The sequence below is a fragment of the Microbacterium sp. 01T413_2 genome (assembly GCF_056398985.1).
Map to the genome: position 1 here is coordinate 73,669 of NZ_JBFTQL010000019.1, position 12,853 is coordinate 86,521.

Here is a 12,853-nt window from a genome sequence, read left to right on the forward strand (position 1 = left end):
CGGATCGAATCTCCATGACCCACGCCCGCATCACCATCGACCGCGACTTCTCGCTCGCCGACGTCCCGCGCCGCCTGTTCGGCCAGTTCGTCGAGCACATGGGCCGCTGCGTCTACACCGGCATCTACGAGCCCGGCCACCCGGCGGCGGACGCCCGCGGCTTCCGCACCGACGTGCTCGAGCTCGTGCGAGAACTCGGACCGACCGTGGTCCGCTATCCCGGCGGCAACTTCGTCTCCGGCTACCGCTGGGAGGACGGCGTCGGCCCCGTCGCCGATCGTCCTGTGCGGATGGACGGCGCCTGGCACACGATCGAGACGAACGCGTTCGGCCTGCACGAGTTCATGGACTGGTCGCGCGAGGCGGAGGTCGAGGTCATGGAGGCCATCAACCTCGGCACGCGCGGCGTCGAGGAGGCGCGCGCGCTGGTCGAGTACGCCAACCACCCCGGTGGTACGTATTGGTCGGATCTGCGCCGCCGCAACGGCGCAGAGGATCCGTTCGGCATCAAGCTGTGGTGCCTCGGCAACGAGCTGGACGGACCGTGGCAGATCGGCCACAAGACCGCGCACGAGTACGGCCGGCTTGCACAGGAGACCGCCAAGGCAATGAAGCTCGTGGATCCGACCATCGAGCTCGTGGCGGTCGGCTCCTCCAACCGGGGGATGCCCACCTTCGGCACCTGGGAGCACACCGTGCTCACGCACGCGTATGACGAGGTCGACTACATCTCGATGCACGCGTACTACCGCGAGAAGAACGGCGATGCGGCGTCGTTCCTCGCCGAGGGCGTGGAGATGGACATGTTCATCGACGGCGTGATCTCGACGATCGACGCGGTCAAGGCCGCCGGCAAGCACAGCAAGCAGGTGGACATCTCCTTCGACGAGTGGAACGTCTGGGACTTCGACCGGTTCAATGACGTCGAGGAGGGCGAGGTGGCCGCGGCCGGCTGGCGCGAGCACCCCCGCCTCATCGAGGACACGTACAACGTCACCGACGCGGTCGTGGTCGGCACGTTCCTGCACAGCCTGCTACGGCACGGCGACCGTGTGAAGATCGCCAACCAGGCCCAGCTCGTGAACGTCATCGCTCCGATCCGCTCCGAGGAGGGCGGGCCCGCCTGGCGGCAGACCATCTTCTGGCCGTTCGCACGGATGGCGCGGATGGCGAAGGGGCGGATCATGCGCCTGGCGATCTCTTCGTCGCAGGGCGCGACCGCGCAGTACGGCGACGTGGACGAAGTGGACGCCGTCGCGACGTGGGATGAGGCGTCGGGACGGCTCGCCCTGTTCGTCGCGAACCGCTCGCTGGACTCGGAGGCGACCGTCGACCTCGCCCTGCACGGACTGCGCGCGACCGCGGTGCGCTCGGCCGAGGTGCTCACCGTGCCCGAGGACGGCGACCGGCTCACCGCGAACCTGGAGCAGACGCCGGACGCGGTCGGCCTGCGCCCGCTCGAGGGCGTGACGCTCGACGACGGCGCGGTGCACCTCACCCTGCCGGCGCTGTCGTGGTCGGCGGTGGAGTTCGAGGTCGCCCGGAGCTGAGCCGGCGCGCCGGGAGGGGGCGACCGCAGGCACGCCTGGCGGTCGTTGAGCGAGCCGACACTCCGGGGTCGTTGAGCGAGCGAAGCGAGATGAAACGCGGTGCCCTCGCGAGAGCGCCGCGTTTCGTCTCGGTCGTCGCTGCGCTCCGTCCTCGCTCAACGACCCCCGGGAGGGAACCACCACCTTCGGCGTCCGCGCTCAACGCCCCCGAAGGCGTCACAATGGCGGGCTCAGCCCAGGGGGTCCGCCAGCAGTCGTTCGAAGGCGGCGTCGGCAGCCCCGATGAGCAGGCGGTCCGCGCCGAGTGCGGCCGCGGAGATCTCCAGCCCCTCGGCCGACGCGGCGAGCGCACGCCGGCGCACCTCGGCATCGAAGGAGTCCGGATCCAGATCCCGCAGGATCGCGAGGAAGCCGCCCAGCACGATCATCGCCGGGTTCAGCACGTTGACGGCGTTGCCCAGGGTGGCCGTGAGGATGCGGCGCTGCCGTGCGGCCTCGGCGATCGCCGGCCCCTCGCCGGCAGCGCCGAGCGCCGCACGGAGCTCGACGTCGTCGGGCGCGGCGAGGCCCGCGGCCTGGACCAGACGGGCCCGGTTCACCTCGTCCTCCAGCACTCCGCCTTCGGCGCGCCGGTCCGCGGCATCCGCCACGCTCGCAGCGGTCTGCCCCCACTCCCCGGCATACCCGCCGACGCCCCCGATGAGCCGTCCGTGCAGGATCAGCCCGCCGCCGATACCGCTGGCACCGCCGTTCAGGTACACGACGTCCTCGTGCTCCCGTGCCGCGCCGAAGAGCCGCTCGGCCCGCGCGCCGAGCGAGGCGTCATTGCCCACGACCACGTCGATGCCGAGAGCTGCCGCAAGCGGCCCCGCGATGTCGGCATCGCGCCAATCCAGGTGCGGGGCGAACCGCACCAGCCCGTCCGAGGCGCGCACCAGGCCGGGCACCGCGACGCCGATGCCCTCGATGCGGCACCCGCGCAGCGCTCCGTCGCGCCATTCGCGCACGACGTCGGTCACGATCCGGACGACGTCCGCGACCTCGGGCTGGTCGGCGGGGATCCGCACCCGCTCTCGCACCGCGCCGCCCAGCGCGACCGCACCGATCTCGACGGCGTCGATCTCGGGGTTGACGCCGATGGCGACGACGCCGGGGCTCGGTGCGACGACCGGGGAGGGGCGCCCCACCCGGCGCGTGGGATCGGGCTCGTGCTCCTCGACGAGACCCGCCTCCACCAGCCGTCCGACCAGATCCGAGACGGTGGAGCGGTTCAGCCCCGTCTCCGCCGTGATGACGGCCCGCGAGCGCGCACCCGCATGGTGCACGAGGCGCAGCACCTCGGCGAGGTTGGTGCGCCGCACCCCCTCGACGGTCGTGGCGCGTTCGTTCATGCGGCGTCTCGCTTCCTGCACGCGGTGGGACTCCAGGCTACCGATCGCCGTGGTCCACCAGCGCAGGCGCGTACTCGAATCGAGTGATGCGCACCTCGCCGCGCGGCTCGGCACCCGCGCTCGTCGCGTGGATGCCGACCCAGAGCCCCAGGAAGCCGCCCGTGGCGGACGCATCCAGCTCGCGTCCGTCCGCCACGGCGAGCTCGGTCTCTCCGTGCCGGAGCGAGTACGCGTATCCGCGCCCGCTCAGCGCGAGCTCGACCTCGTCCGCCTCGGACAGCGCCCCGAGACCGCGCTGCTGCCGGTCGCCGGCGCGGCACTCCTCGGATGAGAGCCGTAATCCTTCCGCCGTGCGGGTCACCGCGAGTGCCACGTGATCGAGCTCCGACTGCCGCAGCACCAGGCCGGCGCTCTCTCCCTCGGCGAGTCCGCGCACGTCCAGCACGCAGCGCACGTCGACATCCGCGTGCTGCTGCCGCACGCCCAGGAACGCCGGCGACGACGGCTCGTGCAGCGTCGCAGCGCGCACCGGCAGCCTCCAGGCGTCGCCTTCCGCGACCGCGACCTGGGAGGGCAGGGCGCGCAGCGCGGTCCACCGAGGGTCCGATGGCACGACGACGCCGGCGATGCGGTCGTCCGGCTGCCACTCCCCCGGCGTCGGCTCCTCCAGCGCCCAGGGGATCCGCACTGTGGCGGGAAGGCGCCCTTCGCCCGGCGCGAAGACCGGCCAGCCGTCCTCCCACACGACCGGACACAGGAAGGTCTCCCGTCCGAGCGGGTAGTGGTGCCCGTCGTCCGCGCGCATCGCGAGCATGACGGCGAACCACGATCCGTCCGCCGCCTGCACGAGATCCGCATGCCCAGCGCCGATCACCGTGCTGGTCCGCCCCAGATGCCGATGGGTGAAGACCGGGTTGGCCCGGTTGCCGACGTACGGCCCGGTGACCGCGTCGGCGCGCGCCACGCTCACCGCGTGGTGGAACTCGGTGCCGCCCTCGGCTGCGAGCAGGAACCAGCTCCCGTCGATGCGGTACAGATGCGGGCCCTCCGCCCAGACCGCGCCGTGCACGGCACCGCGCCAGATCACGTGCTCCTCGCCCACGAGTGCGCTTCGGTCCGGCGCATACTCCCGCACCCAGACCTCGGTCTGGTCGTGCCACTCCGGATCGGCGGCCAGGCGGGTGCCGTGCAGCCACACGCGCCCTCCGTCGTCGAACGCGATCGACGGGTCGATGCCGGCGACGTCGAGCAGCACGGGATCGCTCCACGGCCCTGCCGGGTCGCTCGCGGTGACGAGGAAGTTCCCGCCCCGGGACGGATCCTCCCGGTCGACGAGCGTGCACACGACCCAGTACAGCCCCAGCCCGTGCCGGATCGTCGGCGCGTACAGTCCGCCGGAGGATCCGATGCCCTCGAAGTCGAGCATGCCGGGGCGGTCGATCACGTGCCCGATCGTCTCCCAGCGCGCCAGGTCGCGCGAACGCAGCACCGGCAGGCCGGGGAGGTACTCGAACGTGGATGTCACGAGGTAATACCACTCGCCCACCCGGCAGATCGACGGGTCCGGATGGCATCCGGGCAGGATCGGATTGGCGACCTCGATCACGCGCTCGACACCGTCACCAGACGGGCGTCTGCGGCGCCGACCTCGTGCACGTCGCCCGTGAGCTGCACCAGCAGCGACGCCGTGGCAGCGCCGGCGAGCACGCGGTGCGCACGAGCGCGCTCGTTCGAGATCGCGCCCCCGGTGACGCCGGCGACCTCGCCGTCGTCGGGCGCTGGAGCGGACGCCTCTGCATGGGCGGCAGCCCACACCCGCACCTCCCCCGGTTCCACGACGCGGGTCAGGGTGCGGTCGGAGAACGCGAAGCGCGCCGCGGGAACCTCGAAGCGCAGCGTGCGGCGCTCGCCCGGATCGAGCTCGACCCGCCCGTAGCCCAGCAGCTGCGCGACCGGACGGGTGACGCTCGCCACCATGTCCCGCCCGTACAGCTGCACGACCTCGGCCCCGCGGCGGGCACCCGTGTTCGCGACCGTCACGGTTGCGGTGAAGGAGCCGTCCGTGCGGGCCTCGGCGGAGGCGGTGAACTCCTCGTAGGCGAAGCACGTGTACGACAGCCCGAATCCGAACGGCCGCAGCGGGGTCGGATCCGTGGAGGTGACGTCGGAGGGGCCGCCCAGGATCGGATGCAGGTAGCTGTAGGGCTGGGCCCCCGAGGACCGAGGCAGGCTCAGGGGCAGTCGCCCCGACGGCGAGGACGCGCCGGTGAGCACATCCGCGATCGCCGTGCCGCCTTCCTCGCCGGGGAAGAAGGCCTGCAGCACCGCCCCCGGACGCGCGGCCCCGTCGTCGAGCGCCCAGTCGATCGCGTAGGGACGGCCCGAGAGCACGACCATGACGACGGGCGTTCCCGTCGCGACCACGCGCTCGACGAGCTCGCGCTGCACGCCCGGAAGGTCCAGCGACTCCACGTCGTTGCCCTCGCCGACCGTGCCGCGGCCGAAGAGGCCGGCCTGGTCCCCGACCACGACGATCGCGACGTCGGCGTCCGCGGCGGCCCGCTCGGCATCGGCGAGCCCGGTGCGGTCGGAGCCTTCGACCTCGGATCCGCGCACGTGCACGATCTGAGCCCTCGGGACGGCGGCGGTCAGCGCCTCGCGAACCGTGGGCATCTCGATGCCGAGCTCGTAGCCCGGGTGGTGCGCCAGCACGTGGTTCGCGAAGGAATAGCACCCCTGCAGCGCCTCCGAGCGATCGGCATTCGGCCCGATGAGTGCGATGCGCCGCGCCGCCGCCGCGAGCGGCAGCACACCGTCGTTCGACAGCAGCACGAGCGATTCCGCGGCCAGGCGTCGGGCGACGTCGCGGTGCCGCGGCGTGTCCAGGTCGACGGCCGCGGGGGGCGCGTCGTCGAAGACATCGGGCGCGAACAGCCCGAGCTGCTCCTTCTGAGTGAGCACCCGGATGACGGCGCGATCGAGATACGCCTCGTCGAGCGCACCGCTGCGCACCCGGTCGACGAGGGGTTCGAGATACGCGTCGCCGGAGGGCAGCTCGACGTCGATCCCGGCCCGCAGCGCGAGCTCGGCGGCCTCGCCGCGGTCGGCCGCGACGGCATGCATGACCTCGAGGAACGCGATCGCGAAATAGTCCGCCACCACGACGCCGTCGAACCCGAGCCGCTCCCGGAGGAGCCCCGTCAGCAGCGCCGGATCCGACGCGACAGGAACGCCGTCGATCTCGGCGTAGCTGTTCATGACGCTGCGCACACGGCCATCCCGGATCGCCATCTCGAACGGCGGCAGGAAGACGTCCGCGACCTCACGCGGCCCGGCGGACACCGGGGCGTGATTGCGCCCGGCACGTGAGCCGGAGTACCCGAGGAAGTGCTTGAGCGTGGCGTGCACGCCGGCGGACTGCAGGCCCTGGACGTAGGCGGTTCCCACGGTGCCCACGAGGTACGGATCCTCGCCGATGCACTCGTCGACGCGCCCCCAGCGAGGGTCGCGCACCACGTCGAGCACCGGGGCGAGCCCCTGGTGGATGCCGAGGGTGCGCATCGACTCCCCGATGAGCGCGCCCATCTCGGCGACGAGCTCGGGGTCGAACGAGGCGCCCCAGGCCAGCGGCGTCGGGAAGCTCGCCGCCTTCCACGCGGCAAGCCCGGTCAGACACTCCTCGTGCACGAGCGCCGGGATGCCGAGGCGCGTCTCGCGCTTCAGCCGGCGCTGCTCCGCCCACAGCCAGGCCGCGCGCTCAGCGGGCTCGACGGGCCGGGTGCCGTACACGCGGGTGTAGTGGCCGATGCCGTCGCGGGTGATGCCGGCCAGCGTGTCATGGCGCCCCGCGGCCGCCATCTCGTTCTGCAGCGGCGCCACGACCTCACCGCCCTGATCGAGCCAGTATCCGACGAGCTGCGCGGCCTTCTCCTCGAGGGTCATCTGCGCGAGCAGCGCCCCGACCCGCTCGGAGGCGATCGGGAAGGCCGGGACCTCCTCCGTCGCGACAAGGCCCTCCGTGGTCGTGTCCGAAGTCATGCTCAGCCCTTCACCGCGCCGGTCAGGCCGCCGACGATGCGGCGTTCGAAGAGGCTGAAGAAGATGAGCGCGGGCAGCATCGACAGCGAGGTGTAGGCGAGCACGCGGGCGGTGTCGACCGAGTACTGCGAGGAGAAGTTCTGCACGCCCAGCGGCAGGGTGAACAGGCTCGGGTCGTTGAGGATGAACAGCGGCAGCATGTAGCCGTTCCAGGATCCGACGAACGCGAGGATGCCGACCGTGACCACACCCGGCAGGCTCAGCGGGATCACCATCCGCCAGAAGAAGCCGAGGCGGGATGCGCCGTCGATCGCCGCCGCCTCCTCGAGCTCCTTCGGGATCGCCTTCAGGAACGGCACCAGGATGATGATCGTGCCGGGCAGCGCGAACGCGATCTGCGGCACGATGATCCCGGCCAGGCTGTTCACCAGGCCGAGGTTGCGGATCAACAGGTACAGCGGCGTGATCGCGACGGTGACGGGGAACATCAGCCCTGCGGCGAAGAGCGCGTACATCGCCGGTTTGGCCGCGAACTCGTAGCGGGCGAGCACGTACGCCGCCATCACGCCGAGCAGCACGGCGCCGGCGGTCGTGCCGATCGCCACCACGGTCGAGTTGACCAGGGCGGTCCAGAACTCGGATCCGGCAAGCACGTCGGAGTAGTTGGCGAACTGCCAGGGAGCCGGGAAACCGGACGGGTCCTTCGTGATCTGCGAGTTCGTGCGGAACCCGCCGATGATGATGTAGAGCACGGGCGTGATGCAGATCGTGACGAGCACGATCGCGATCAGATACAGGCCGGGGCTCCCCCAGGGGGCCTTCGGCGAGCGGCGGACGCCCTTGCGATCGCGCGGCTGCACGATGGCGGTRGTGCGGAGGCTTTCGGTGGTCATCTGCGGGCCTTTCCGCTGTCGCCCGTCAGCGCGCCGTCGGTGTCGCGCCGCAGCACGAACCGCTGGTAGATCAGGGCGACGACGAGGGTGATCAGGAAGAGCATCACGGCGACCGCGTTGCCGAAGCCGTAGCTGCCGGCGAGATGCCCGTTCTGGTACATGTACGTCGCCATCGTCGAGGTGCCCGCCGTGGCGGAGATGTACTGCCCCCAGATGATGTTGACGAGGTCGAAGAGCTGGAGGGCGCCGATGATCGAAAGGAACGCCCAGATGCGGATCGTCGGCCCCAGCAGCGGCACCGTGATGTTCCACTGGATCTTCCAGAACCCTGCGCCGTCGATCGCCGCGGCCTCGAAGAGCTCCTCCGGGATGGACTGCATCCCGGCGAGCATGAGGATGACCGCGAAGCCGATGTACTTCCAGGTGATGATGACCATCAGCGTCCACAGCGCGAGCTTCGGATCCGCGAGCCAGGAGTGCTGGAGGAACCCGAGCCCGACCTTGCCGAGCAGCGAGTTCAGCGCGCCGGCGTCCTGCATCATCAGGTTCCATCCGGTGCCGACGATGACCTCGGAGATCACGTACGGCACGAAGATCAGCACGCGGATCAGCGAACGTCCACGGAACTTCTGGTTCAGCAGCAGTGCGAACAGGATCGCGATCGGCCCCTGCAGCACGAGGGAGAGCACGACGATCGCGAAGTTGTGCACGACCGCATCGCGGAACGTGTGGTCCTGCCACATGTGGATGTAGTTGTCGAGGCCGACGAACTGCGTCGGCCACCCGAACCCGTTCCACTTGAAGAACCCGTAGACGGATGCCATCCCCACGGGGAGGATGACGAATCCGACGAACATCAACAGGGCGGGCCCGGAGAGCAGCGCGATCTCGCCGCGCTTGCGCCAGTCGGCGCGTGCTCGCCGCACCGGGGCCGGGGAGGTCCCGGTCCCGGTGCGGCGGTCGCTCTCAGGCACGGCCTCGGCCATCACCTGGGTGCCAGTCATCGCTCTCGCTCAGCCCCTCGCCGCGGCGTCGGTGATCTTCTGGAGGAGCGTCTTCGGGTCGCCCTGCCCCGCGAGCATCTCGACCACGCCGGTGTTCAGCGCGTTGCCGACGTTCTGCCCGAGGGCGGTGTCGAGCCAGAGCGCCACGTACGGCGCCTTGCTGTAGGCCTCCATGAGGGGCTTCAGCGACGCGTTGTCGACCGCGCCCTTCGCGTCCTGGTTGGCCGGGATGGTCTGGAACGCCACGGCGTACTTCTCCTGCTGCGCCTTCGACGCGACGAAGTTGAGGAACTTCTCGCACGAGGACGGGGACTTCTCGGAGCAGGAGTAGCCGTCCAGGCCGCCCATCATCGCGCCGGGTTCGCCCTTGCCTCCGGAGACCTCGGGGAACGGGAACCAGTCGAGGTCGGCCAGCGGCTTCTGATCCGGCGTGAGGCTCGCGACCACGCCCGGCTCCCAGGCTCCCATGAGCTCCATCGCCGCCTTGTGGTTGGCGACCAGGCCCGCCGAGGAGTTCGCACCCTGCTGGGCCGACGTGGTGAGGAAGCCCTCGTTGAACGGCTCGACCTGCGCGAACTTCTGCAGGTTGTTCGCCGCGGTCAGCCAGCACCCGTCCTTGAAGTCCTTCTTGGTGGCGAGGTTCGTGATGAGGTCCTTGCCGCAGGCGCGCACCGCGAAGAAGTAGTACCAGTGCGCGGCCGGCCAGGCGTCCTTCGCACCCAGGGCGATGGGCGGGATGCCGGCGGCCTTGAGCTTGCCGATGGCGGCCTCGAGGTCGTCCATGGTCTTCGGSGTCTCGGTGATGCCGGCCTGCGCGAACAGGTCCTTGCTGTAGAAGAGMCCGCCGGGMAGCACYGCSSTSGGCACGCCGTAGAGCTTGCCGTCGACCGTGAAGGCGCTGAGGGCTGCATCGCCGATCGCCTTCTTCACGTCGGGGTCGATCTTGTCCGTCAGATCCTTGACCTTGCCCGCCGCCACGACGTCGGCCAGCTTGCTGCCGCCGCGCGCCATGAAGACGTCCGGCATGTCGCCCGAATTGACGGCGGTCTGCAGCTTGCCGTCCATGTCCTCGTTCTGGATCGAGGTGACCTTCACCGTGACATCGGGATTGGCCTTGTGGAACGCCTCGGCGGCATCGGTCCAGAACTGCTTGCCGTCGCCGGTGGTCGAGTTCTGCCATACGGTCAGCGTCTGCTTGCCGCCGCTGTCGCCGCTGCCGGACCCTCCCGAGCAGCCGGTGAGGGCGATCGCTCCCACGGCTGCGAGCGCCACGGCTGCCGTCAGCACTTTGCGGATCTTCATGCTGTGTGTCTCCTCATCGTTGAGTCTTCAGCACCCGCGCCGGCATTTGTTGCCAGCAACACCCAATGTGCTGTCGGCCTACTCTGACACTCGGATCGCCCGCATGTCAAACGATATCGATAACGTTTTCGCTCGGTAGATTGGACGAATGAACCGCCGCATTACGATCCACGACGTCGCTCACGCCGCGGGCGTCTCCGTCGCGACCGTCTCGAAGGCGATCAACGGGCGAGACGGCGTCTCCGCCACGACGCTCGAGCACGTGCAGGAGGTCGTGGCGCGGCTCGGATACGAGAGCTCGCTGGTCGCGACCTCGATGCGCCGGCGCAGGACGGATGTCATCGGCGTGCTCGTCGCGGAGTTCGAGCCGTTCGCCGTGCAACTGCTGCAGGGCGTCTCGGCGGCCCTGCAGGGCACCCGCTTCGACGTGCTCGCCTACGCCGGCAGCGTGTCCGCCGGCGAGCACCTCGGGTGGGAGCGTCGCTCGCTGTCCCGGCTGGGCGGAACGCTCATCGACGGCGCCATCCTGGTCACCCCCACGACGATGCCGACCGACGCCACCGTGCCGCTCGTCGCGATCGACCCGCACGAGGGGCCCGACGGGCCCGCCTCGGTGAGCGTGCACAACGCCGAGGGCGGCTTCGCCGCGACCGCGCACCTGATCTCACTGGGGCATCGTCGCATCGCGCACCTGCGCGGCCGGACCGATCTGGAGTCGGCGCACCAGCGCGAGGACGGATACCGCCGAGCCCTGGAGAGCGCCGGTATCCCCTTCGACGCCGCGCTCGTGGTCGACGGCGGGTACCGCGCCGCGAGCTCGACCGCCGGCGCGCACGCCCTGCTCGATCTGGCCGCGCCGCCGACCGCGGTGTTCGCAGCCAATGACCTGTCCGGGATCGAGATGATCCGGGTCGCGGTCGAACGGGGCCTGCGGGTTCCCGAGGACCTGTCGGTCGTGGGATTCGACGACGTGCCGGAAGCCGCCGCGCACGTCCCCCAGCTGACCACCGTGCGCCAGCCGCTCACCGAGATGGGGGCCGAGGCCGTGCGCCTGCTGCTGGCGATGCTCGACGGCGCCCCGCACGAGCACGTGCGGATGCCGGCGGAACTGATCGTGCGCGCCTCGACCGCTGCTCCGCGCTGACCGCCCGCCGCATTGAACCGCCGCCCGGCACGACGGTGCACAGCGCGACGGCCTCATCGCCTCGCCGACTCGCTGCTCCCACCGCCCTCGCCGCTCTCACCGCCTGCACCGTCAGACTGCACTGGCATCACGAGACTGCAGTTCTTGACTGCAGTCTCGCGACGCAGATGCAGTCTCGCGGTACCGGTGCGGCTCACGGAAGGACCCCGCAGGCGCGTTGCGATCAGTCGGATCCACTGATATGTTCGCTGCTACAACATTTCATCGACGTCGCTGAAGGCGGATCATCATGGCACTCACTCCCACCCGCGAGGACAAGTTCTCGTTCGGCCTCTGGACCGTCGGCTACAACGGCGCCGACCCGTTCGGCGGTCCGACCCGGCCGGCCCTGGATGTGGTCCACGCCGTGGAGAAGCTCGCCGAGCTCGGCGCCTACGGCCTGACCTTCCACGACGACGACCTGTTCGCGTTCGGATCCACGGAGGCCGAGCGCCAGATGCAGATCGACCGCCTCAAGGGCGCGCTCGCCGACACCGGGCTCGTGGTGCCGATGGTGACCACGAACCTGTTCAGCGCCCCGGTCTTCAAGGACGGCGGCTTCACCTCGAACGACCGCGGCGTGCGCCGCTTCGCGCTGCGCAAGGTGCTGCGTCAGCTCGATCTCGGCGCCGAGCTGGGGGCGAAGACCTTCGTCATGTGGGGCGGGCGCGAGGGCGCCGAGTACGACTCCGCGAAGGACATCCGTGCGGCGCTGGAGCGCTACCGCGAGGCCGTGAACCTGCTCGGCGACTACGTCACAGACAAGGGCTACGACATCCGCTTCGCGATCGAGCCGAAGCCGAACGAGCCGCGCGGCGACATCCTGCTTCCGACCCTCGGCCACGCGCTCGCCTTCATCGACTCCCTCGAGCGTCCCGAGCTCGTCGGCCTGAACCCCGAGGTCGGTCACGAGCAGATGGCCGGGCTCAACTTCGCCGCCGGCATCGCCCAGGCGCTCTACCACGGCAAGCTCTTCCACATCGACCTCAACGGTCAGCGCGGCATCAAGTACGACCAGGATCTGGTCTTCGGCCACGGCGATCTGCACAACGCGTTCGCCCTCGTCGACCTGCTCGAGAACGGCGGCCCCAGCGGCGTGCCCGCCTACGAAGGCCCGCGCCACTTCGACTACAAGCCGTCGCGCACCGAGGACGAGACCGGCGTCTGGGACTCGGCGAGCGCGAACATGCGCACCTACCTCCTGCTCAAGGAGCGCGCGGCGGCCTTCCGCGCCGACCCGGAGGTGCAGGAGGCGCTGGCCGCTTCGCGCGTCGACGAGCTCTCCGCGCCGACCCTGAACGCCGGCGAGAGCTACGACGAGCTCCTGTCCGACCGCTCCGCCTACGAGGACTTCGACACGAACGCGTACTTCGGCGGCAAGGGCTTCGGCTTCGTGCGMCTGCAGCAGCTCGCGACCGAGCACCTCCTCGGCGCCCGCTGACTCCACTTCCGTCGACGCCCCCTCTGGGTGCCGAGGCCCCCTCCCAGACAC

At 70.4% G+C, this 12,853-nt stretch carries 9 protein-coding genes; 3 read left to right on the forward strand and 6 right to left on the reverse strand.

Translation table 11 applies throughout. From position 1 onward, the window contains the following. Window positions 1-14 precede the first annotated feature (14 nt). A complete protein-coding gene (gene arfA, locus AC1DMN_RS11405) occupies window positions 15-1,550 on the forward strand; it encodes an arabinosylfuranosidase ArfA (RefSeq protein ID WP_477230294.1) in 1,536 nt (511 codons plus the stop codon). A 230-nt stretch (window positions 1,551-1,780) separates the two neighbouring features. Here arfA and AC1DMN_RS11410 read toward each other — a convergent pair whose 3' ends face one another. The 6 genes from AC1DMN_RS11410 to AC1DMN_RS11435 are packed head-to-tail and all read right to left on the reverse strand — an operon-like array spanning window position 1,781 to window position 10,178. Then, window positions 1,781-2,941, reverse strand: a complete 1,161-nt coding sequence (locus tag AC1DMN_RS11410) for an ROK family transcriptional regulator (protein ID WP_477230293.1) — start codon at window positions 2,939-2,941, stop codon at window positions 1,781-1,783. Window positions 2,942-2,978: 37 nt separating this feature from the next. Beyond that, window positions 2,979-4,547: a glycoside hydrolase family 43 protein gene (locus AC1DMN_RS11415; RefSeq protein ID WP_477230292.1), complete on the reverse strand. Its 1,569-nt coding sequence runs from the start codon at window positions 4,545-4,547 to the stop codon at window positions 2,979-2,981. After that, a complete protein-coding gene (locus AC1DMN_RS11420) occupies window positions 4,544-6,979 on the reverse strand; it encodes a beta-xylosidase/alpha-l-arabinosidase (RefSeq protein ID WP_477230291.1) in 2,436 nt (811 codons plus the stop codon). The genes AC1DMN_RS11415 and AC1DMN_RS11420 overlap by 4 nt, the downstream gene beginning before the upstream one ends. A 2-nt stretch (window positions 6,980-6,981) precedes the next feature. After that, window positions 6,982-7,872 (reverse strand): carbohydrate ABC transporter permease, encoded by an 891-nt coding sequence (locus AC1DMN_RS11425; RefSeq protein WP_440734242.1) that lies wholly within the window; start codon window positions 7,870-7,872, stop codon window positions 6,982-6,984. Beyond that, window positions 7,869-8,858 carry a carbohydrate ABC transporter permease gene (locus AC1DMN_RS11430; protein WP_440734432.1) on the reverse strand — a complete coding sequence of 330 codons (990 nt, stop codon included), beginning with the start codon at window positions 8,856-8,858 and terminating at the stop codon, window positions 7,869-7,871. Before AC1DMN_RS11430 ends, AC1DMN_RS11425 begins: the two co-directional genes overlap by 4 nt. Before the next feature lie 27 nt (window positions 8,859-8,885). Next, the gene (locus AC1DMN_RS11435; protein WP_477384240.1) at window positions 8,886-10,178 is read right to left on the reverse strand and encodes an extracellular solute-binding protein; all 1,293 of its coding nucleotides are present in this window, start codon (window positions 10,176-10,178) and stop codon (window positions 8,886-8,888) included. A gap of 148 nt (window positions 10,179-10,326) precedes the next feature. On the opposite strand from AC1DMN_RS11435, the gene AC1DMN_RS11440 reads away from it, so the two are divergent. Together AC1DMN_RS11440 and xylA are read left to right on the forward strand one after the other, a co-directional pair. Continuing rightward, window positions 10,327-11,322 carry a LacI family DNA-binding transcriptional regulator gene (locus tag AC1DMN_RS11440; RefSeq protein ID WP_441976905.1) on the forward strand — a complete coding sequence of 332 codons (996 nt, stop codon included), beginning with the start codon at window positions 10,327-10,329 and terminating at the stop codon, window positions 11,320-11,322. Window positions 11,323-11,611: 289 nt separating this feature from the next. After that, window positions 11,612-12,802, forward strand: coding sequence for a xylose isomerase (xylA, locus tag AC1DMN_RS11445; protein ID WP_441976906.1), 1,191 nt, complete (start codon window positions 11,612-11,614; stop codon window positions 12,800-12,802). The last annotated feature ends 51 nt before the right edge of the window (window positions 12,803-12,853 follow it).